Annotated in this window: 14 protein-coding genes; 11 read left to right on the top strand and 3 right to left on the bottom strand. The window is 34.2% G+C overall.

The annotated features are described in order from the left end of the window. The 8 genes from ABJF52_RS11990 to ABJF52_RS11955 all read left to right on the top strand — a co-directional run. Positions 1-1,533: gliding motility-associated C-terminal domain-containing protein (locus ABJF52_RS11990; protein WP_348150399.1), on the top strand; the 1,533-nt coding region annotated here is incomplete at its 5' end. A 27-nt stretch (positions 1,534-1,560) separates the two neighbouring features. Next, positions 1,561-2,499, top strand: a complete 939-nt coding sequence (locus tag ABJF52_RS11985; protein WP_348150397.1) for a type IX secretion system membrane protein PorP/SprF — start codon at positions 1,561-1,563, stop codon at positions 2,497-2,499. Further along, positions 2,474-4,639, top strand: a complete 2,166-nt coding sequence (locus tag ABJF52_RS11980; protein WP_348150395.1) for an OmpA family protein — start codon at positions 2,474-2,476, stop codon at positions 4,637-4,639. The genes ABJF52_RS11985 and ABJF52_RS11980 overlap by 26 nt, the downstream gene beginning before the upstream one ends. 154 nt (positions 4,640-4,793) lie before the next feature. Continuing rightward, positions 4,794-5,579: an SDR family oxidoreductase gene (locus tag ABJF52_RS11975; protein ID WP_348150394.1), complete on the top strand. Its 786-nt coding sequence runs from the start codon at positions 4,794-4,796 to the stop codon at positions 5,577-5,579. A 159-nt stretch (positions 5,580-5,738) separates the two neighbouring features. Further along, on the top strand, positions 5,739-11,804 hold the full coding sequence (locus tag ABJF52_RS11970; RefSeq protein ID WP_348150391.1) for an alpha-2-macroglobulin family protein: 6,066 nt from the start codon (positions 5,739-5,741) through the stop codon (positions 11,802-11,804). Positions 11,805-11,913: 109 nt separating this feature from the next. Beyond that, on the top strand, positions 11,914-12,642 hold the full coding sequence (locus ABJF52_RS11965) for a carboxypeptidase-like regulatory domain-containing protein (RefSeq protein WP_348150388.1): 729 nt from the start codon (positions 11,914-11,916) through the stop codon (positions 12,640-12,642). After that, positions 12,639-13,652: a transglutaminase domain-containing protein gene (locus ABJF52_RS11960; RefSeq protein ID WP_348150385.1), complete on the top strand. Its 1,014-nt coding sequence runs from the start codon at positions 12,639-12,641 to the stop codon at positions 13,650-13,652. The genes ABJF52_RS11965 and ABJF52_RS11960 overlap by 4 nt, the downstream gene beginning before the upstream one ends. 79 nt (positions 13,653-13,731) lie before the next feature. Next, the gene (locus tag ABJF52_RS11955; protein ID WP_348150382.1) at positions 13,732-14,109 is read left to right on the top strand and encodes a DoxX family membrane protein; all 378 of its coding nucleotides are present in this window, start codon (positions 13,732-13,734) and stop codon (positions 14,107-14,109) included. Positions 14,110-14,142: 33 nt separating this feature from the next. Here the strand turns inward: ABJF52_RS11955 and ABJF52_RS11950 are convergent, their stop codons facing one another. The 3 genes from ABJF52_RS11950 to ABJF52_RS11940 all read right to left on the bottom strand — a co-directional run bounded on the left by ABJF52_RS11950 (position 14,143) and on the right by ABJF52_RS11940 (position 16,895). Continuing rightward, positions 14,143-14,616: a DUF4136 domain-containing protein gene (locus ABJF52_RS11950; protein ID WP_348150379.1), complete on the bottom strand. Its 474-nt coding sequence runs from the start codon at positions 14,614-14,616 to the stop codon at positions 14,143-14,145. A gap of 105 nt (positions 14,617-14,721) precedes the next feature. After that, the gene (obgE, locus tag ABJF52_RS11945; RefSeq protein ID WP_348150376.1) at positions 14,722-15,732 is read right to left on the bottom strand and encodes a GTPase ObgE; all 1,011 of its coding nucleotides are present in this window, start codon (positions 15,730-15,732) and stop codon (positions 14,722-14,724) included. Between the two features lie 56 nt (positions 15,733-15,788). Next, positions 15,789-16,895: an adenylate kinase gene (locus ABJF52_RS11940; protein WP_348150373.1), complete on the bottom strand. Its 1,107-nt coding sequence runs from the start codon at positions 16,893-16,895 to the stop codon at positions 15,789-15,791. A gap of 165 nt (positions 16,896-17,060) precedes the next feature. Between ABJF52_RS11940 and ABJF52_RS11935 the strand changes: the two genes are divergently transcribed. The 3 genes from ABJF52_RS11935 (at position 17,061) to ABJF52_RS11925 (ending at position 20,803) form a co-directional block, all read left to right on the top strand. Further along, positions 17,061-18,215 (top strand): 5-(carboxyamino)imidazole ribonucleotide synthase, encoded by a 1,155-nt coding sequence (locus tag ABJF52_RS11935; RefSeq protein WP_348150371.1) that lies wholly within the window; start codon positions 17,061-17,063, stop codon positions 18,213-18,215. A gap of 1 nt (position 18,216) precedes the next feature. Then, on the top strand, positions 18,217-18,705 hold the full coding sequence (gene purE / locus ABJF52_RS11930; protein ID WP_348150368.1) for a 5-(carboxyamino)imidazole ribonucleotide mutase: 489 nt from the start codon (positions 18,217-18,219) through the stop codon (positions 18,703-18,705). A gap of 73 nt (positions 18,706-18,778) precedes the next feature. Continuing rightward, positions 18,779-20,803, top strand: coding sequence for a M3 family metallopeptidase (locus ABJF52_RS11925; protein WP_348150365.1), 2,025 nt, complete (start codon positions 18,779-18,781; stop codon positions 20,801-20,803). Positions 20,804-20,862 lie beyond the last annotated feature (59 nt).

Here is a 20,862-nt window from a genome sequence, read left to right as displayed (position 1 = left end):
AATGGTACCTGGAGTCAAAATGATGTTGACCTTCCTAATCAATTTATAGACATTCAAGATCTTTACAATACATCTGGTGCAGGAACATACACGTATGATTACGAGATTATACCTACCAACCTTGTATGTGATATTGCAACAGTATCCGCATCAATTACCATTAGAAATACTTTTGTTGCTTCTATTTCTGGAGCTGATTATTGTACTGGCTCACCATACATTATTAATGTGAGCTATGACGAACTTCTTTTACCAAATAGCACATACGATATAGATTACACGGTTACCGGTAGTACAGGCAATTACATGTTAACTTCAAGTGCTGTTGACTTAAGCAATGGCAATGGAAGCTTTACTATGACATTACCAAGTGATGTGCCTACAAATGAAACTTTGGATGTTGTCGTAACTGCAATAACTGACTCGGGAGGTGCTGAAATTTGTGACTTAGTAAATACGCCACAAACTACATTTAGTATAATTGATATAAATGGACCAGCTTCTATTACAGCTGAAGCTAACCAAACATTTTGTACAAATGACTTTGTAGCTCCTGGACCTACCCTTGCTGATATTGCATATGAAACTACAGGAAATGTTGCCTTTTTCGATACAGAAACTAGTTCAGCGCAATTGCCAGACACTACAGAACTGATTGATGGTGAAGATTATTATTTAAGTAGTACAGATAGTTCAAATAGCTGTATTGTAGCTACTAGAGTTGGAGTTACAGTAGCCTTAATAACACCTACCGATCCTACAACATCAGAATCTGCACCGGTATTTTGTGGATCTGATAATCCAACAATTGCAGATTTACAAGTTGATGCACCAAATGGTGAAACCGTAGTTTGGTTTGATGCCGCAACTGGCGGAACAGAATTAGCGACTACAACTGCTTTAGCAGACGCTACAAGTTATTTTGCCACTTACACTTATACTGGTGGATGCGAAAGTTCTAGTAGGGTTGAGATAACACCAACCGTTGTTGCTGTTGAATCTGCTTCATTACAATTTACATCATTGGAATTATGTGCTCTTGACGAACCAACGGTAGCACAATTAATAGCACTAGAAAACACATCAGACTTTGACGTTGAATGGTATGATCAACCACAAGATGGAACGCCTTTAGCCAATTCAGATTTACTTGTTTCTCAAACTACCTATTATGCTGAGACTTCAGATCCTGATACTGGCTGTAGTTTACCAGATAGAGTTGCTGTAACTGTTGATTTATCTAATTGTGACCCAGTTACCTACGATTTCTTTATTCCAGACGGGTTCTCACCGAATGGCGATGGATTAAATGATACTTATTTCATTCCTAACATAGAACTTATTTTCCCTGAATTCACCTATGAAATACTTAATAGATATGGTACTTCATTATTCAAAGGAGATATTAATAACCCATCATGGGATGGTGATCAAGGTAGTGGTGAAGCTCCAAACGGTATTTATTTCTACATCGTAAACTATAATAAAGATGGCTTCGAACCTATACAAGGTCGATTGTTTCTAAACCGCTAACCAGACGAATAAATTATTTCAGCTAAGATGAAAAAAACAATATATATAAGCATTTTCTTGTTCTGCATACAGTTCGCGCTTCGTGCTCAACAAGATCCGCAGTACACGCAGTATATGTACAACATGAGTGTTGTAAACCCTGCATATACAACCAACGATTTAGGCCGAATTAACTTTGGAACATTATACCGATCGCAATGGGTAAGTGCTGTTGGTGGTCCAACAACCTTAAACTTTTTTGCCCACGTACCAGTAAGTGAGAAAATTGAAACCGGCATTTCAATTGTCTCTGATAAAATTGGTGATGGTGCCGTAAAAGAAAATAATCTTTATATAGATTTCGCTTACATATTAAAGTTAGATGATGTTAGTAATCTTTCGCTAGGTCTTAAGGCTGGGGTTACAAATTATGAAACTGATTTTAGTGGATTTCGACTTCCAGAATTACAAAATGATCCAAACTTTAATGAAAATATAAATACTAGCTTACCTAATATTGGTATTGGTGCATTTTATAATAGAGAGAACTTTTATGCGGGACTTTCTATTCCAAATTTATTATCTACAAAATATTTAGATACACAAAATGGAGTTAGCACTCAAGGTTCTGAAGTAATGCACGTATTTGCAACAGCTGGTTATGTCTTTGAGGTTAATGATAATTTTAAAGTTAAGCCTTCTGTAATGTCTAAAATAGTAGAAGGTTCACCACTTACAATAGATGGTTCTTTGAATGTTCTATTCAATAACCGATTTGAATTGGGTGCGTCGTACAGACTAGAAGATTCGGTCAGCGCCATGTTTAACATGACAGTTTTACCATCACTTCGTATTGGTTATGCTTATGATTATACCTTATCGAACTTAAGTGACTTTAGCTCCGGTTCCCATGAAATATTCGTTCTTTTCGACCTTGATTTATTAGGTCTTAACAAAGGTTATGATAAATCACCAAGATTCTACTAGAAAACAAGCCATGAAGAAAATTATATATACAATATTGTTTCTTATCTGTGCGCAAACTACGTTCGCACAAGATGATTTGAAACGTGCCAATACCTATTTTGATCGCGCTTTTTATACAGATGCAATTCCACTTTATGAGGATATCGCCAAAACCAATAAAAGCTCTGTCGTAGTTAAAAACTTGGCCGATAGTTATTACAACACCTATCAGTTGCCTAATGCAGCAAAATGGTATTCATACCTTACTTCTGTATATGGAGAAAATTTAGACGAGAGCTATTACTTTAAGTACAGTCAAACGTTAAAAGCAATTGGCGAATATGAAGAAGCTACTGAGGTTCTTATGGACTATTATGCTTCTAAAGATGATAGCGATCGCGTAAAAATACTTGAAGCACAATTAAAACATTTAGAAAATGTTGATGCAATTGGGAATCGTTTTAGTCTTACAAATGTTGCACTTAATACTCCTAATTCTGAATTTGGCGCTTTAAGAGTGGACGACAATGTAGTTTACGCAGCTGCGAAAAAAACCAAGATTCCTTTAAATGCAAAAAAATATCGTTGGAATAATCAGAATTATTTAGACATGTATACGCATCCTATAAGCGAATTAGCTCAGGGTGATAGTATAAGTAAAGATTTCTCTTCCACTATTAATACAAAAATGCATGAGGCTACCTTTGCAATAACTAAAGATAGAAGCACGCTTTATTTTACTCGTAACAATTTCCTAAAGGGAAAAAGAGGTACGGACGGCGATAAAATCTCTAGATTAAAAATTTATAGAGCTACTTGGAAAGATGACAAGTGGGATGATATTACAGAATTACCTTTTAATGGTAACGATTTCTCAACTGAACATCCAGCCTTAGATGCATCTGAAACTACATTGTATTTTGCTTCAGATAGACCAGGTGGTCATGGTTCATTAGACTTATATTCAGTTTCCATTAATGAAGTTGGCGAGTTTGGAGAACCACAAAACTTAGGAGCCGATATTAACACCGAACGCAAAGAACAGTTTCCTTTTATTGACGGATCCAACAACCTTTACTTCTCGTCAAATGGTCATGCTGGTTTTGGTTTGTTAGATGTATTTGTATCGAAATTCGAAAACGGAAAATATCAAAAGCCTGATAATATTGGTAAACCTTTAAATACAGGTTATGATGATTTCTCATTTAGTATGGATCAACAGGCTAAAGAAGGGTTTTTCGCCTCGAATAGACCAGATGGAAAAGGTAGTGATGATATTTACAGATTCTTAGAAACCAAGCCTTTGGTAATTGAAGATTGTAAACAATATATCGCTGGTGTTATCACAGATAAAACCACAAAAGAAATTATTCCTTTTGCTGAGTTAAACCTTTTAGACAGTAATGGTGAGGTTATTGAAACCCAAACTGCATCAGAAAACGCTGAATTTAAGTTTACAGTAACTTGCGAAACTCAATATACTGTTGTTGGTCGAAAAACTAATTATAAAGAAAATTCTAAAAATGTAGCTACAGATAAAGAACGTAGTAGCATAAAAGATGGCTCATTAGAATTGGTAACTTTTGCTGAACTAGATAGACAAGAGGCTATCAATATTGGTAAGGCAAAAGAAGAGGAAAAAAGATTAGCAGCTTTAGCTGAGGAAGAAAAAATTAGAGAAGCTGAGATTAAGAAACAGGAAGAAATTAAAGCGAAAGCAAAAGCTGAAGAAGAACGTAAAAAACGTATTGAACAAGCTATTGCTAACGAACCACTTATTGAAAGAGATGGTGATAGAATCATAATCAAAGCAGAACCAAAAATATATTTCGATTACGATTTATGGTACATTCGATTAAAATCGAAAGAAACGCTTGATAAAATAGTTACCATTCTAAAAAATCATAAAGGCATTCAATTGGAAATTGGTACGCATACTGATATTCGTGGAAATAATAAATACAACCAAGAATTATCACAAAAACGTTCAAATTCAGTTTATGAGTATTTAGTAGAAAGTGGTATAGATAAAAATCGTTTGAAAGCCAAAGGTTACGGCGAAACTCAAACTATTGTTAAATGTGCTACAGAAGAAGCATGTATTGAAGAACAACACGAAATAAACAGACGATGCGAATTTGTAATTGTCGATTGGAAATAAAAATTAAATAAGCCCAAACTACACCATTTATATATAGTTATAATTGTGAAACCCCAATGATTTAATAATCGTTGGGGTTTTTTCTATACGCATTATTCTAATTATCTTGTACCCTGTTTTACAAGCTATTAAATTCAAAAATAATCTCATTTGTATGAATATATCTTTATTAGGAAAAAATGCATTAGTTGGCGGCAGTAGTGGTGGTATCGGTAAAGCTATTGCTATTCAGTTAGCAGAAAGTGGTGCAAGTGTAACACTTATGTCGCGTAGTGCTGATAAACTTGAAAAAATAGTCGCTGATTTACCCATAGACAAAGGGCAAAATCATGCCTTTTTGGTGGTTGATTTTTCTAATTACGAAGAGTATAAAAGAACGATTACCAATTTCTTTGCTACTAATTCAATAGATATATTAATTAATAACACCCAAGGGCCGGCTGCAGGAAATGCCTTAGAAAAAAATGTTGCGGATTATCAACAAGCTTTTAATTTACTTTTTAAAACTGTTGTACTTACCACTACTTTAGCGTTAGAACAAATGCAAAAAAATAAATGGGGAAGAATAATAAATGTAGCTTCTGTTTCCGTTAAAGAACCCCTCTCCTATTTGGCCCTATCTAATTCAATTAGGGCTGCTGTTGTTACTTGGGCAAAATCTCTAGCAACCGATGTTGGAAAAGATAATATAACCGTTAATAGTATTCTCACCGGATATTTCGATACTGAACGCATCACACAATTAAATGCAAAAAAAGCTGAACAATTAGGCATTCCTCAAAAAGAAGTTCGCTCTGAAATGGAATCAAAAGTACCTGCGAAACGTATTGGAAACCCCAATGAATACGGTTATCTAGCAGCATTCTTAGCTTCCGAAAAGGCAGCCTACATTACAGGAATACAAATCCCTATAGACGGAGGCCTACTAAAATCACTTTAAAAACCTATACGGGTATTTCACGAACTCAGCATTGTATTTCACTAACTTATGATAGCTTATACCAAAGTATGGAATCATCTTTGCCAATACCTGTATAATCGGATTTTACAATCCTTCCGTAATTATTATGAACAAATATTTTGTTCCTAAACAAAAATGATGAAAAACGCTCTACTCATACTAACTATAATTCTCTTTTCTCAAATCGTGCAAAGTCAAGAAAAAGGCGATTCATACGACAAGCTCTGGAAAGAAGTGCAAAATTTAGAAAAGGAAGCTTTAACTGCATCTGCTTTAAAAGTAGTTACAACTATTGCTACTAAAGCTAAAAAAGAGAATAATAGCCCGCAAATGGTGAAAGCTATGCTGTATAAGTCTAAATACGCCTTAACTTTAAAGGAGGATGCACAGTTAGCAATTATTAATGATTTTAAGTCTGAAATAGGAAAAGCAGAATTTCCCACAAAAAATATACTCCATGGTTATTTGGCCACTATGTATTGGCAGTATTTTCAAAACAATCGCTATCAATTTTATAACAGAACCAAAACTGAAACTAAGGTTGACGAAATAGATTTTCGTACTTGGGATTTAAACACCCTTTTTCATGAAATAAATATTCATTTTGAAGCTTCGCTTACTAATATTAAGGAACTTAGGTTAATTGCCATTGACGATTTCAATCTTCTTTTAAACCAACAAAAAGATTCAGAAAAATATCGACCATCTTTATTTGATATATTGGCCCACAATGCACTTGAATTTTATAAAACAAGTGAAAATAATATTAACAGACCTGCTGATAAATTTGAAATAGATAATCCTAAAATTCTTACTGAAACAGATTCCTTTGTACAACTAAATATAAATACAGCAGACCATACTTCCTCACAAGCAAAAGCTTTAAATATTTACCAAAAACTACTAGAAGAGCACATAAACGATTCAACAATAGATGCCCAAGTTTTTATTGATATTGAACGGCTAAAGTTTATTTATACTAATGCCGTTTTTGAAGACAAGGAAACTCGCTATTTAAAAGTATTAGATAATAGTATTGAACGTTTAAATAATCATGAATACGTAACACTCTATCAATATGAAAAAGCTCGTATTTATCAGCAATTAGGACTAACCTTCAATCCTAAAGGAAATAACACAAATAGATGGAAACTAAAGCAAGCTATAGCAATTTGCACTTCGGCAATTAAAAATCATCCAAACAGCATTGGTGCTGAAAAATGTAAGGTATTACAATCACAATTACTTGCACAAACTTTAAATATTAAGAGTGAAAAATATATACCAGCAAATAAACCATCGCGCTTATTAGTGAGTTATAAAAACCACAATACACTTCATTTATCGGCAAGAAAAATATCGACTTCTCAAATAGTTTTATTAAACAAAATATGGGAGCAACCAAAGAAATTAGCTTTCTTAAAAAAGCTTCCTATTACCAAAGAATGGGTAGCTAAACTACGAAACGAAGACGATTATCAAATTCACAGTACCGAAATAATTATTCCAGATTTACCTAACAATCAATATGTAATTCTAGCCGAACCTTCAGAAAATAAGCATAATACATTTAGTTATAGCACTATACAAGTGACTGATTTCGCATTGGTTGAAACAAGAACACCTAGCGCTATTAAATTTCAAGTAATTAATCGAAATAACGGAAAGCCTATACCAGGTGCCACGGTTAAATTTGATTATAAGCTTAATTATAATGGTCCTAGAAAAACGAAAACCACTATAACCGACAATTTGGGCATTGTTACTATTGCGTTAACCGAACAAAACTGGCGCGATGTGTCTATATTAGTTAATCATAACAATAAGAGTGCATACTACAACGATTTTTATATTAACCCCGCATTTAAAGCAGAAAAATATAATGGTGATAATGTTGGATTTATTTTTACAGACCGTAGTATTTACAGACCTGGTCAGCCGCTATTTTTTAAGGGAATTGCCATAAATAGAGAACTCGGAAAATCGAGTGTACTAGAAAATGTAAAAGTAAATGTAGTTTTAAAAGATGTTAATAATCAAGAAGTAACGGCACAGCAATTCGTTACCAATGGATTTGGTTCTTTTTCAGGAGAATTTATAGTGCCATCATCGGGCTTAACTGGTTCTTTTTCTATAGAAGCAAATAGCGATTCACCGTATTTTGAGGGGCACACTACTTTTTCGGTAGAGGAATATAAGCGTCCAAAATTTGAAACCTCTTTCAAACCTGTAACCGAAACATATAAAGTTAATGATAGCATTAAAGTAACCGGAATTGCCACCTCTTATGCAGGTAGCAATTTAACAAATGCCAAAGTAAGTTATCGCGTAAAACGCGTTGTATATTATCCTCGATGGTATTATTGGCATCAACCTTCATTTAATTCATCACCACAGGAAATTGCGCACGGAGCAACCAGCACAGATGCCACTGGAAGTTATGACATTGTCTTTAAAGCATTACCCGAGAAGAATGCGAATGCCAAAGACCTACCTACATTTACTTATAAAGTTACTGCTGATGTTACCGATATAAACGGAGAAACCCAAAGCACGACCACAACTGTAACAGTCGGATATCATACGTTAACTGCAGAAATTTCTGTGCCAGAGCTATTAGATAAAAACAAAACGAACCACAACGTTTCAATTGCTACGAAAAACCTCAACGGACAATTTGTACCTGCAAAAGGTACTTTAAAAATGTATAAATTAATTGCACCAAGTAAGGTATTGCGACAAAGACCTTGGAAAGCACCCGATTATACAGGATTTACTGAGGAAGAATTCAAGAAAATGTTTCCACATGATGCTTATACCAATGAAGCCGATTATACCAAATGGCAGAAAGGAAAGTTAGTTTGGCAACGTAATTTTAATACCGAAGTATCGCAAGAAATACAGTTAAACAATTTAAAGAAATATACCGCTGGAAAATATATCATTGAGCTTAAAACAAAAGATAAATTTGGTCAAGAAGTTAAAGATTTAGTTTACACTTCGTTGTATAGCGACAAAGACAAACAGTTAGCAGACAAGGAACTCTTTCAACTAAAAACAAACAAAGCTACCTATGAAATTGGTGATACTGTAAACCTTATCTTATCGAGTGCTGCAGAAGATATAGACGTGACTTTATATATTGAAAAAGAGCAACAAATTATTGACACAAAAATCATTCATCTAAATAACAACAGTAAATCCATTACTATTCCAGTGAAACAATCTGATTTAGGCGGTTTTGCAATTAGTTATAGTTTTTCAGCTTTCAATTCTTTTCAATATGGGAACCAAAATATAAATGTACCGTATCCGAAAAAGCAACTAGAAATTGAAACCTTAACCTTTAGAGATAAACTTAAACCAGGCACTGACGAAACCTGGTCTTTTAAAATTGAAGGTACTAAAGGCGAAAAAATTGCTTCCGAACTTTTAGCAAGTATGTATGATGCTTCTCTTGATGCATTTAAAAATCATTCATGGCGATTTAATCCCATATATCAGCCAACATATTATAGCGCCATCTATTCAAATGCTCAACACAGTTATGGGCAAAATTCATTTCGAGTATTTTCTTTATCAGATGGAATTTATCAATACACCCATCAAAATTTTGATTCTTTTAATTGGTTTGGCTTTTATTTTGGTAATCAAATGAGAATTAGAGGCCTAGCTAATAGTATAATGAGAAAATCAGCTAGTCCTACTGAGCCAGCAATGATGATGGATGCAGGTGAATCTTTAGACGAAGTGGTAATCGTTGGACATGGCGTAGAAAAAAAGGAAAGTAAAGCGGGTGTTGCCACGGTTGCTTCCATGGAAAGTTTAGATCAAGAAAAAGATGAATCTGAAAAAACCGTAGAAGTACAAGTCCGAAAAAATCTTCAAGAAACCGCCTTTTTCTTTCCACAATTAAGAACAGATGCGGAAGGTAATGTTTCATTTAATTTTACAACACCAGAAGCACTTACAAAATGGTATCTACAACTGTTAGCTCATAGCAAAGATTTACAAAGTGTCTATTCCACCAAACAGACAGTTACTCAAAAAGAACTGATGATTACTCCGAATGCACCTCGCTTTTTACGGGAAGGTGACGAACTAGTTATAAGTTCTAAAATTGCAAATCTGTCTGATAAAAATCTTACTGGTACAGCCCGCCTAGAATTAATAGATGCTGTTACAGGTAAGATTATCTCTGAAAACCTACTAAAGGCTAGCAGTGATAATTCTAAAGGTTTTCAAGTAGATTCTTTAAACAATACTCAAGTTTCTTGGCGCTTACATATTCCGGAAGACATACAAGCAGTGCAATATAAAGTAATAGCGAAAGCTGGAGATTTCAGTGATGGCGAACAAAATTTACTCCCAGTACTAACTAATAGAATGTTGGTTACCGAGACTTTACCAATGTGGGTTCGAAGCAATCAAACAAAGACTTTTACTTTAGACAAATTAAAAAACACTTCTTCCACTTCGCTAAAAAACCACAAGTTAACTTTAGAAATAACGAGCAATCCCGCTTGGTATGCAGTACAAGCCCTCCCCTATTTAATGGAATATCCATATGACTGTAATGAGCAATTATTTTCTAAATACTATGCAAATACCTTGGCTAGCCATATTTCAAATTCTAACGAACGTATTAAAGAAGTATTTAAACAATGGGGAAGTTCAGATGCACTCTTGAGTAATCTTGAAAAAAACGAAGAATTGAAATCACTTTTAATTCAAGAAACACCTTGGCTACGCGATGCGCAATCTGAAAGTGAACAGAAAAAGCGCATTGCCCTTTTGTTCAATTTAAATAAATTGAAAAATGAACAAACTATTACTTTACAAAAACTACAGCACAACCAACAGTCTTCTGGTGCATGGTCTTGGTTTAAGGGCGGGAATGATAATCGCTTTATAACCCAGCACATAACAACAGGTTTTGGCCATTTAAAACAATTACAGGTTAGCGCAGCAGCATCTAACAGTCAAGATAAAATGATTGTTAATGCTGTCGATTATTTAGACATTGAATTCGTTAAGGAATATGAGCAAATGAAACGCTATGCCAAAAATTTGGATAAAGATCATTTAAGCAGTACCCAAATTCACTACTTGTACATGCGTAGTTTTTTCAAAGACATTCCAATGTCTGATAGTGTAGCAAAAATAGCCAATTACTATCTTGAACAAGCCAGCAACTATTGGATGAATCGCACATTATATTCCAAAGCAATGTTAGCATTAGTAGCACATAGAAATGATGATGCAAAAACAGCTAGCAAAATATTAAAATCTTTAAAGGAGAATAGTATTACTTCAGAGGAATTGGGAATGTACTGGAAAGAAAATACCACATCTTGGTATTGGCATAAAGCACCTATAGAAACTCAAGCGCTACTAATAGAAGCATTTAGTGAAATTAAGAATGATACCCAAACAATTGACAATCTTAAGGTTTGGCTACTTAAAAACAAGCAAACCAATCAATGGAGTACCACAAAAGCTACGACCGAAGCCATTTACGCACTATTGCTTAAAGGTAGTGATTGGCTTTCAGTAACGGATGCAGTTACCGTATCCATTGCGGATAAAGAAATAACACCTTCCAAACTTGATAATGTAAATGTTGAGGCTGGCACTGGGTACTATAAAACTTCATGGAACGGTTCTGAAATTAACTCTCAAATGGCAGCAGTTAAATTGGACAAAAAAGGAAAGGGCATCGCCTGGGGCGCATTGTATTGGCAGTATTTTGAAGACCTAGATAAAATTACAACAGCGAAAACTCCGTTACAATTAAAGAAAAAGTTATTCCTTAAAAAGAATACAGATACTGGCGAAGAAATTTCAGAAATTACCAATGCGACTAAATTAAAAGTTGGCGATTTGGTACGCGTACGTATAGAATTACGCTCTGATAGAGCTATGGAATTTTTGCATATGAAAGATATGCGAGCTGCAGGTTTTGAGCCTACAAATGTAATTTCCACCTACAAATGGCAAGATGGTTTGGGATACTACGAGAGTACAAAAGACGCCAGTACTAATTTCTTTTTTGACTACTTACCTAAAGGAATTTATATTTTTGAATATGACCTAAGGGTTAATAATGCAGGTGAATTTAGTAATGGCATTACAACGATACAAAGTATGTATGCACCTGAATTCTCTAGTCATTCTGAAGCTTCACGCGTAAAAGTGAATTAATAATTTATTTTTTTCCGCTTTCACTCATTGAAAGTATGCGTTCACTAATTGTTCGTTTTTTCTAATCTAATATCGCTATAGATTGTGGTATAATAACAAACCTAAGATTATGAAAAACAACATAAGTATTGCAGTAAACAAGCCTTGTTTAGAAAAATTTGATAATTTTAATGTTACTAAAAAAGGTGGATTTTGTGAATCTTGCCAAAAAGAAGTGATTGATTTTACAAATTTGTCTGATAACGACTTAATTGAACAGTTACATTCTAATACAAATAAAATTTGTGGTAGATTTAAAGAATCTCAGTTGAAAAGCTATGAAATAAACACACATACTATGAAGAATAAAAATTATATATCCGGATTTGGTGTTTTAGGATTTTCATTGTTAGCACTGTGTATCTCTAATGATGCTTATGCTCAAGATGTAGCAAGTTTAAACATGAATACTGAAGTCAGTAATAGTTATTCTAATACAACATTTGAAAACAACACTATAAAAGAACATACCATTACTGGTACCGTTTTAGACGAAGATAATTTGCCCCTCCCAGGTGTAAATGTGGTTTTAAAAGGAACTGCTATAGGTGTCACTACCGATCTTGACGGCAAATTTGAATTCCCCAGTAAATTGGAAATTGGTGACGTTTTAATCTTTAGTTATATCGGATACGAAACCAAACGATACAAAGTTCCTAATAGCAATTTAGATACCATCGACATTACAATCACCTTTGATGCTTATGATGTTGAACTTATGGGCGAAGTAGTAATAGACGGTCCATACAAAAGTAAACGAGGCGTATTTAATAAGCTGGCTTCGATTTTTAAGAAATGAGAATTGTTTTAATTCTACTACTTTCCATCAGTGCATTTTCATTCGGGCAACGCACTGATTTTAAAAATGTTAATTTTACAAAAGCAGATAGTATTGCTCTTATTTACAAAGGAGGAAGTCTTGAAAATCTTCCTATTCTAAGTCATAATTTAACCAAAGATTTAGCACAAAATGTTGAAAAATTCAGGTCTATTTACACCTGGGTTTGCACTAATATTGAGAATGACTATAGTTCTTATTTACGTACGAGTAAAAAGCGTAAAAAGCTAGCCGATGATAGAGATGCCCTTCTCCAATGGAATAATGATTACCTACCCAAAGTATTTAATAAATTAGTAAAAGAACGTAAAACAGCATGTACTGGATATGCATTTTTGTTACGTGAATTAGCACGATTATCAAATCTTAATTGTGTGATAATAGATGGTTATGGCCGTACAGCAAGCTTAAATTTAAATGAAAATAGTTTACCAAATCATTCGTGGAATGCCATTAAATTGAATGGCAAATGGTATTTGTGCGACCCTACATGGTCTGCTGGTAGAATTTTACTAGAAGAAAATGGGGCCCGATTTGAAAGTGACTATTACGATGGATATTTCTTAGCTGACCCCCAATTATTTTTAAAAAATCACTATCCAATTGATGACAAATGGGCTCTAACGAATAATCTGCCATCTTTCATCAATTATATTGAAGGACCTATAGTTTACAAAGAAGCTTTTAAGCCTAATATAATTCCAATGTCACCGGAAAAAATGAAAATTGATGTTGTTAAAAATCAAAAAGTTAGCTTTAAACTAAAGCATGATGAAAATATCAACAATAACACTATCTATTTACTTATCGATAGAGGAAGTGGAAATAAAAAGACTACTCCAGAAATAACGTCAAACAAAGAAATCCTGACATTAGAACATACTTTTACCAAAACGGGTATACATGATGTACATATAGCAATCGATGATGTAATAATTGCCACCTATGTTTTAACGGTAAAAAGAAAATAAATTCATTTTCTCGTTTCATAAATTCATAGCTCTAATTTTCTTAGCACTTTTAATACATGTCCAACTAAATCAACAAGTTATGAATTCAAAAGTCTTTATGGTACTGAGAATTATTTTTGGCATTCTATTAGTCGTTTTTGGTGCTGAGAAATTTTTTCATTTTATGTCGCAACCCGATGTCGCTCTATCAGATTCCGTTTTAAATTATATGAATGCACTAATGAGTTCTAAGACAATGGACTTAGTCGGTCTTGTAGAAGTAGCCGCTGGTCTATCTCTAATCTTCAATAAATTTGGGGCTTTAATGATGATTGTTTTAATGAGCGTTTCTGTAAACGCCGTTCTATTTCATGCTATGCTCTCTCCAGTGGACATTCCTGGTGCCGTAGTTTTGTTGATTTTAAACATTGTAATGATGTTTGGTTACAAAAACCAGTATAAAGAATTATTACATTGAAAAAATAATATCAATTGCTCTTAGCAATCTTAGCTATTTATTATGGGATTTTGGTGGATATTTGGAAAGCATTTTATCTACCAATTCAGCTAGCTTTTCCTCCTTATTTAATGCAGATTCATTCTCTTTAAATGAGGTCTGACAAGTAGCGGTCCAAAAAATATGATTTCTTTTAATATCTAAAAATTCAAACCTTATTAGTTTTTGCTCCTGATTTTGCGAATTGGCAACAGCAACATCCTGCCCTTGCTGCGGAATTTGGTTTTCAATTTTGATTAAAAAATCTGGTTCTTCAGAATAAACCATTCCCTTTATTTGAAGGGTAATATCCATAATATTCAACAAACGCTTTTCATCAATTTCATTTAACCCCGTATTCAACTTCGAATAAAACCTATACGTGTTAAAGTTTGAAAAATCTGTACTCTTATCATAATCATAATTTACCCGAACCGACCCACAAGAAGTGATTAGCACTGCAAATAAAATAAGAACTAAAGATCGCATTAATGTCTAATTAGCTACTCCCTTCCCTTTAAAAATGGGAAAGAATTGAATTATGTTAATAAGTAAAAATAAGGAAAAAAGGCTCCTGAAAAGGCAAATACTCCTTTATTTCGATGAATTGTTAAGCATAGCCCAAAGTCTATCTTTCAATTCTGTTATACCTTGTTGTGCTACGGATGAAATAAACATGTAAGGCACACCTTTTAAATCTTTATCAAGTTCAACGCTCATTTCTTGCTTTAATTCGTCATCTAGCATATCACTTTTAGAAATAACTACTAACCTTTCCTTATCTAACAATTCTGGATTATAACGCTGTAGTTCACTCAATAAAATATCATATTCCTTTCCAATATCATCACTATCTGCAGGAACCATAAATAACAGCGTTGCATTCCGCTCAATATGTCGAAGAAAATAATGTCCTAGACCTTTACCCTCTGCCGCACCTTCAATAATTCCAGGAATATCGGCCATTACAAAGCTTTGAAAATCGCGGTGTTGTACTATGCCTAAATTCGGTTTTAAAGTAGTAAACTCATAGTCGGCTATTTTTGGTTTTGCCGATGTAATAACAGAAAGTAAAGTAGATTTCCCCGCATTTGGAAAACCAACTAAACCAACATCTGCCAAAACCTTAAGTTCTAATGTAACTTCAATTTCCTGCCCGGGAATACCTGGTTGTGCATATCGAGGAGTTTGATTTGTAGAAGTTTTAAAATGCCAATTACCACGACCACCTAATCCGCCTTCTAATAATATTCTTTCCTCATTAGGTTCTGTAATCTCAAAAAGTACTTCTTGTGTTTCACTATCTTTAAAAACAGTGCCTAATGGAACATCCATATAAACATCTTCACCGTCTTCACCAGAACTACGCTGTTTAGAACCGTGCCCTCCATGACCTGCTTTGAAATGTCGTTTAAATTTAAAACCAACTAAAGTCCATAAATTAGGATTACCACGAACAATAATATGACCTCCTCTACCTCCGTCACCACCATCCGGTCCTCCTTTGGTAATATATTTTTCGCGATGTAGATGCACAGAGCCTTTACCCCCATTACCAGATTCGGCACGAATTTTAACGTAATCAACAAAATTGCCTTCCGTCATTGAAAAAAATTATGATTTGAAGTTTCTACTTCTTATGATAGCGTTTTATTGAAAAACTATAGCTCTTCAATAACTTTACCCAAGCGCATTGTTATCTCATCAATAGCACCAATGCCGTTTACACTATGAAACTTTCCTTGAGCTTCATAAAAATCTTTTAATGGCGCTGTTTTTTTATTGTATTCATCAAAACGATTGCGAATCTTACTCTCGTCTTGATCATCACTACGGCCACTAACTTTACCGCGCTCTAATAAACGTTGAATTAAAATTTCATCATTGGCCTCTAAAGCAATGGTAGCATCAATTTTCATGTCTTTTGTTACCAAAAACTTGTCTAATGCTTCTGCTTGAGCAGCAGTTCTCGGAAATCCATCAAAAATAAAACCGCTAGCATCTGGATTACTATCTACAGCATCTTCCAGCATTTTGATCGTTACTTCATCGGGTACTAAATCACCTTTATCAATATACGATTTGGCCAATTTCCCTAAATCGGTATCGTTCTTCATATTATATCGAAACAAATCGCCGGTAGAAATATGTTTTAAATTGTATTTTTCCTTTAAAAATTCGGCTTGTGTGCCTTTTCCTGCACCTGGTTTACCGAATAATACTAAATTAATCATATGTTTTTGGTTTAGCTGGTATACTTCTTTTAAGTTTCGTCCCAACTCGTTATAATCAAGTCCGTAACCTACAATAAATTTATCAGGTATCTCAATACCTACATAATCAATTGTATATTCCCCATTGTAAATTTCTGATTTATAAAAAAGGCTTGCGATTTTAAATTCTTTCACGTTTATATTAGAAAACATGTGAATTAACTCTTGTAGCGTACGCCCCGTATCTATGATATCTTCCAGAATTATTACACTTCTACCTTCAATATCTTCAGAAACATCTAATAAAGTTTCAACAATACCAGTAGAAGTCAGCCCTCCATATGAACTCATTTTTACAAAAGACACTTCACAGGGATACTGATAAGCCTTTAAAAAATCAGAAACAAACATAAAAGCCCCATTAAGCACTCCTACAAATATTGGAGTGTCTTCTTTATAGTCTAGCGCAATTTTATCTGCAAGTTCCTGTACCGCAGACAAAATTTGGGCTTCGCTTAAATAAGGTTTAAAATATTGATCGTGTAGCTTTATCACAGCATTTTTTATAGGATGGCTAATATACTGAAGTGATTTAAATTTTTCGCCTTCACAACTAAATTTAATTATGTTTTGCTGGCGTTTTTTAATTAGATACCTAAGGTTTTGTGAATTCGGTGTATTTTTGTGGTATCGCCTTCAAATAAAGCAAAGCATATAGGAATGGAATACTTTTCAACAGATTTTACATTAGGAATTTTAGGGGGTGGACAACTCGGTAAAATGATGTTGTATGAAACCAGAAAATGGGACATTAGAACCAAAGTAATGGAGGCTTCCGACGAAGCTCCTTGTAAAATCGCTTGTGACAGATTCGTTAAAGGAAATCTCTTAAACTTTGAAGATGTATACAATTTTGGGCAAGATGTTGATGTACTCACAATAGAAATTGAGAATGTAAATGTCGACGCACTTGAAAAATTAGAATCGGAAGGTAAAAGAGTATACCCTCCAACTAAGGCACTACGGATAATACAAAATAAGGCAAAACAGAAATTATTCTACATTGACAACAATATACCAACAGCCGATTTTCAACGCTTCGCTTACAAAAGTGAAATAAAAGATAGCATAGAAAATGAAGCCTTACATTTTCCTTTTATTTGGAAAGCCGCTCAATTTGGCTATGACGGACAAGGCGTAAAAGTAATTCGCAAAATTGAAGATTTAGATAATTTACCCTCAGGTGAGTGTATTGCCGAGAAAATGATAAACTTTAAAAATGAACTTGCCGTTATCGTATCAAGAAGTGCAAGTGGTGAAATTAAAACGTACCCGGTGGTAGAAATGGAATTTCACCCCGAAGCTAATCAAGTGGAGTATGTAATTTGTCCGGCTCGTATTTCTGATGAAGTTGCTAAAAAAGCACAAGAAATTGCCTTGAATGTTTCTCAAAAAATCCAACAAGTTGGCTTATTGGCTGTAGAAATGTTTCAAACCCAAGATGATAAAATTTTAGTCAATGAAGTAGCTCCAAGACCTCATAATAGCGGACACTATAGTATTGAAGCTAGTTATACCAATCAATTTGAACAACACATTAGAGCTATTTTAGATTTACCTTTGGGCAATACAGCTAGTAAAGTTGCTGGAATAATGGTAAATCTGGTGGGTGCCGAAGGATATACTGGCGACGTAGTTTATGAGAATATTGATGCCATTCTTAAAATGGATGGTGTTACGCCACATATTTATGGCAAAAAACAAACAAGACCTTTTCGTAAAATGGGCCATGTTACCATAGTAGATGAAAATATTGAAAAAGCACGTGCAGTAGCACAAGAAGTTAAAGAACGTATTAAAGTAATTAGCAAATAACATGAGTAAAGTAGCCGTAGTCATGGGGAGCACAAGCGACCTACCTGTAATGCAAGATGCCATTGATATTTTAAAAGGATTTGATATTGAAGTAGATGTCGATATCGTGTCAGCACATCGTACGCCTGAAAAACTGTTCGATTTTAGTAAAAATGCGCATACCAATGGCTATTCAGTAATTATTGCTGGTGCTGGTGGAGCGGCTCATTTACCAGGCATGGTCGCCTCAATGTCTCCCTTACCTGTAATTGGTGTTCCTGTAAAAAGCAGTAATTCTATTGATGGTTGGGATTCTGTACTTTCTATTCTACAAATGCCAAGTGGTGTTCCTGTCGCTACTGTAGCCCTTAATGGTGCAAAAAATGCGGGCATTCTCGCTGCTCAAATTATTGGTAGCGGCGATAAATGTGTACTCGACAAAATAATACTTTACAAAGAAGGATTAAAACAGAAAGTTATTGAAGGTGCTAAATCTGTAAATAAAAAATAATTATTCGATAATTTGTTTATTTATTAATGCGTTCGAATAAGCAAATAAAACTATCTACAAATCAACATTACAAATGAATCCACTTTTATCCTCATTCGATACCGCTCCATTTTCTAAAATAAAGAACGAACATTTTAAGCCTGCTTTTTTACAAGCAATGCAAGATGCAAGAGCTGAAATAGACGCGATTACATCAAATAAAGAAGCACCTACTTTTAATAATACTATTGTCGCATTAGAATTTTCCGGCCAACAATTAGACAGAATATCCAGTGTTTTCTTTAATCTCAACTCCGCTGAAACCAATGAAGAAATTCAAAAAATTGCTCAAGAAATTTCTCCGTTACTTTCTGAATTCAGCAACGACATCACTCTTAATGAAGCATTATTTATAAGAATAAAAAGTATATATGAGCAAAAAGATTCTTTAAATCTCTCGATAGAACAAACCACTTTATTAGATAAAAAATATAAAAGTTTTAGCAGAAACGGTGCGAATCTTTCTGAAGACAAAAAGAGTAGATTACGAGAAATAGATGCTGAACTTTCAAAATTGAAATTAAAATTCGGTGAAAACGTACTTGCTGAAACTAATAAATTTGAAATGCATCTTACCGATGAAAAAGATGTAACGGGTTTACCAGATGGCGCTAAAGAAATGGCTGCCCAACTCGCTAAATCTAAAGAGAAAGATGGTTGGCTAATTACCCTAGATTATCCAAGTTATATTCCTTTTATGAAATATGCCGAAAATCGAGAACTACGAAAAAAACTTTCGTTGGCTTTTGGTAGTAAAGCATTTAAAGGTGATGAATTAGACAACCAAGAAACAGTTTTAAAATTAGCAAATTTACGTTTCGAGAGAGCCAATTTATTAGGCTATAAAACACATGCTCATTTCGTTTTAGAAGAACGCATGGCTGAAACTCCAGAGAAAGTTCATTCTTTTTTAAATGAATTACTAGAAAAAGCGAAACCAGCAGCTATTAAAGAATTTCAAGAACTTGAAGATTTTGCTAAAGGACTAGATCAAATTGATACACTTCAAAAATGGGATGGCAGTTATTATTCTGAAAAATTGAAACAGAAATTGTTCAATTTAGATGACGAACAATTAAAACCATATTTTAAATTAGAAAATGTAATTTCTGGCGTATTTACAGTAGCTGAAAAACTATTTGGATTACAATTCGAAGAAGTTTTTGATGTAGATAAATATCACGAAGAGGTTAAAACGTATAAGGTTTACGATGCAGATAGCAACTTCGTTTCATTGTTTTATGCCGATTTTCATCCGCGTAAAGGTAAACGAGGTGGTGCTTGGATGACATCATTTAAATCACAATGGATTAAAAATGGAGAAAACAGCAGACCACAAATTTCTAATGTTTGCAACTTTACGCCATCTACCGAAACAAAACCTTCTTTACTAACCTTTAATGAGGTTACTACGTTGTTCCACGAATTTGGACATGGATTACACGGAATGTTAGCCAATACTACCTATCCTAGCCTTTCAGGCACTTCTGTATATTGGGATTTCGTTGAACTTCCTAGTCAGGTACTAGAAAACTGGTGTTATGAAAAAGAGACATTGGAACTTTTTGCTACCCATTACGAAACTGGTGAAGTTATACCTATGGATTTGGTGGAAAAAATTAAAGCATCGGCGACTTTTCAAGAAGGTATGGCGACTTTACGTCAATTAAGTTTTGGTCTTTTAGACATGGCATGGCATGGCACAGACCCTACTGCAATAACTGATGTAAAAACTTATGAAACCGAAGCTTTTTCAGGAACCAATTTATTTCCAGAAACACCTGAAACTTGCATGAGCACAGCTTTTGCACATATTTTTCAGGGTGGTTATTCTTCAGGGTATTACAGCTATAAATGGGCCGAAGTGCTCGATGCAGATGCCTTCGCCTATTTTAAAGAAAAAGGAATTTTCAATAAAGAAGTTGCCAATAAATTTAAAGATAATGTACTATCAAAGGGTGGCACCGAAAACCCAATGGTGCTTTATAAGCGCTTTAGGGGTACAGAACCAAAAGTAGAGGCTTTGTTAGAAAGAGCGGGCCTTTTAACTTCATCATAATTTATGAAGTAAAACAAGCCTAGTTTATTCCATTTCAGCAAATTAATTTTTATCTTGTA

The organism is Aurantibacter sp. (assembly GCF_039941195.1).
Taxonomy (GTDB): domain Bacteria; phylum Bacteroidota; class Bacteroidia; order Flavobacteriales; family Flavobacteriaceae; genus Aurantibacter_A.
This window is presented reverse-complemented; position numbering and strand designations above follow the sequence as displayed.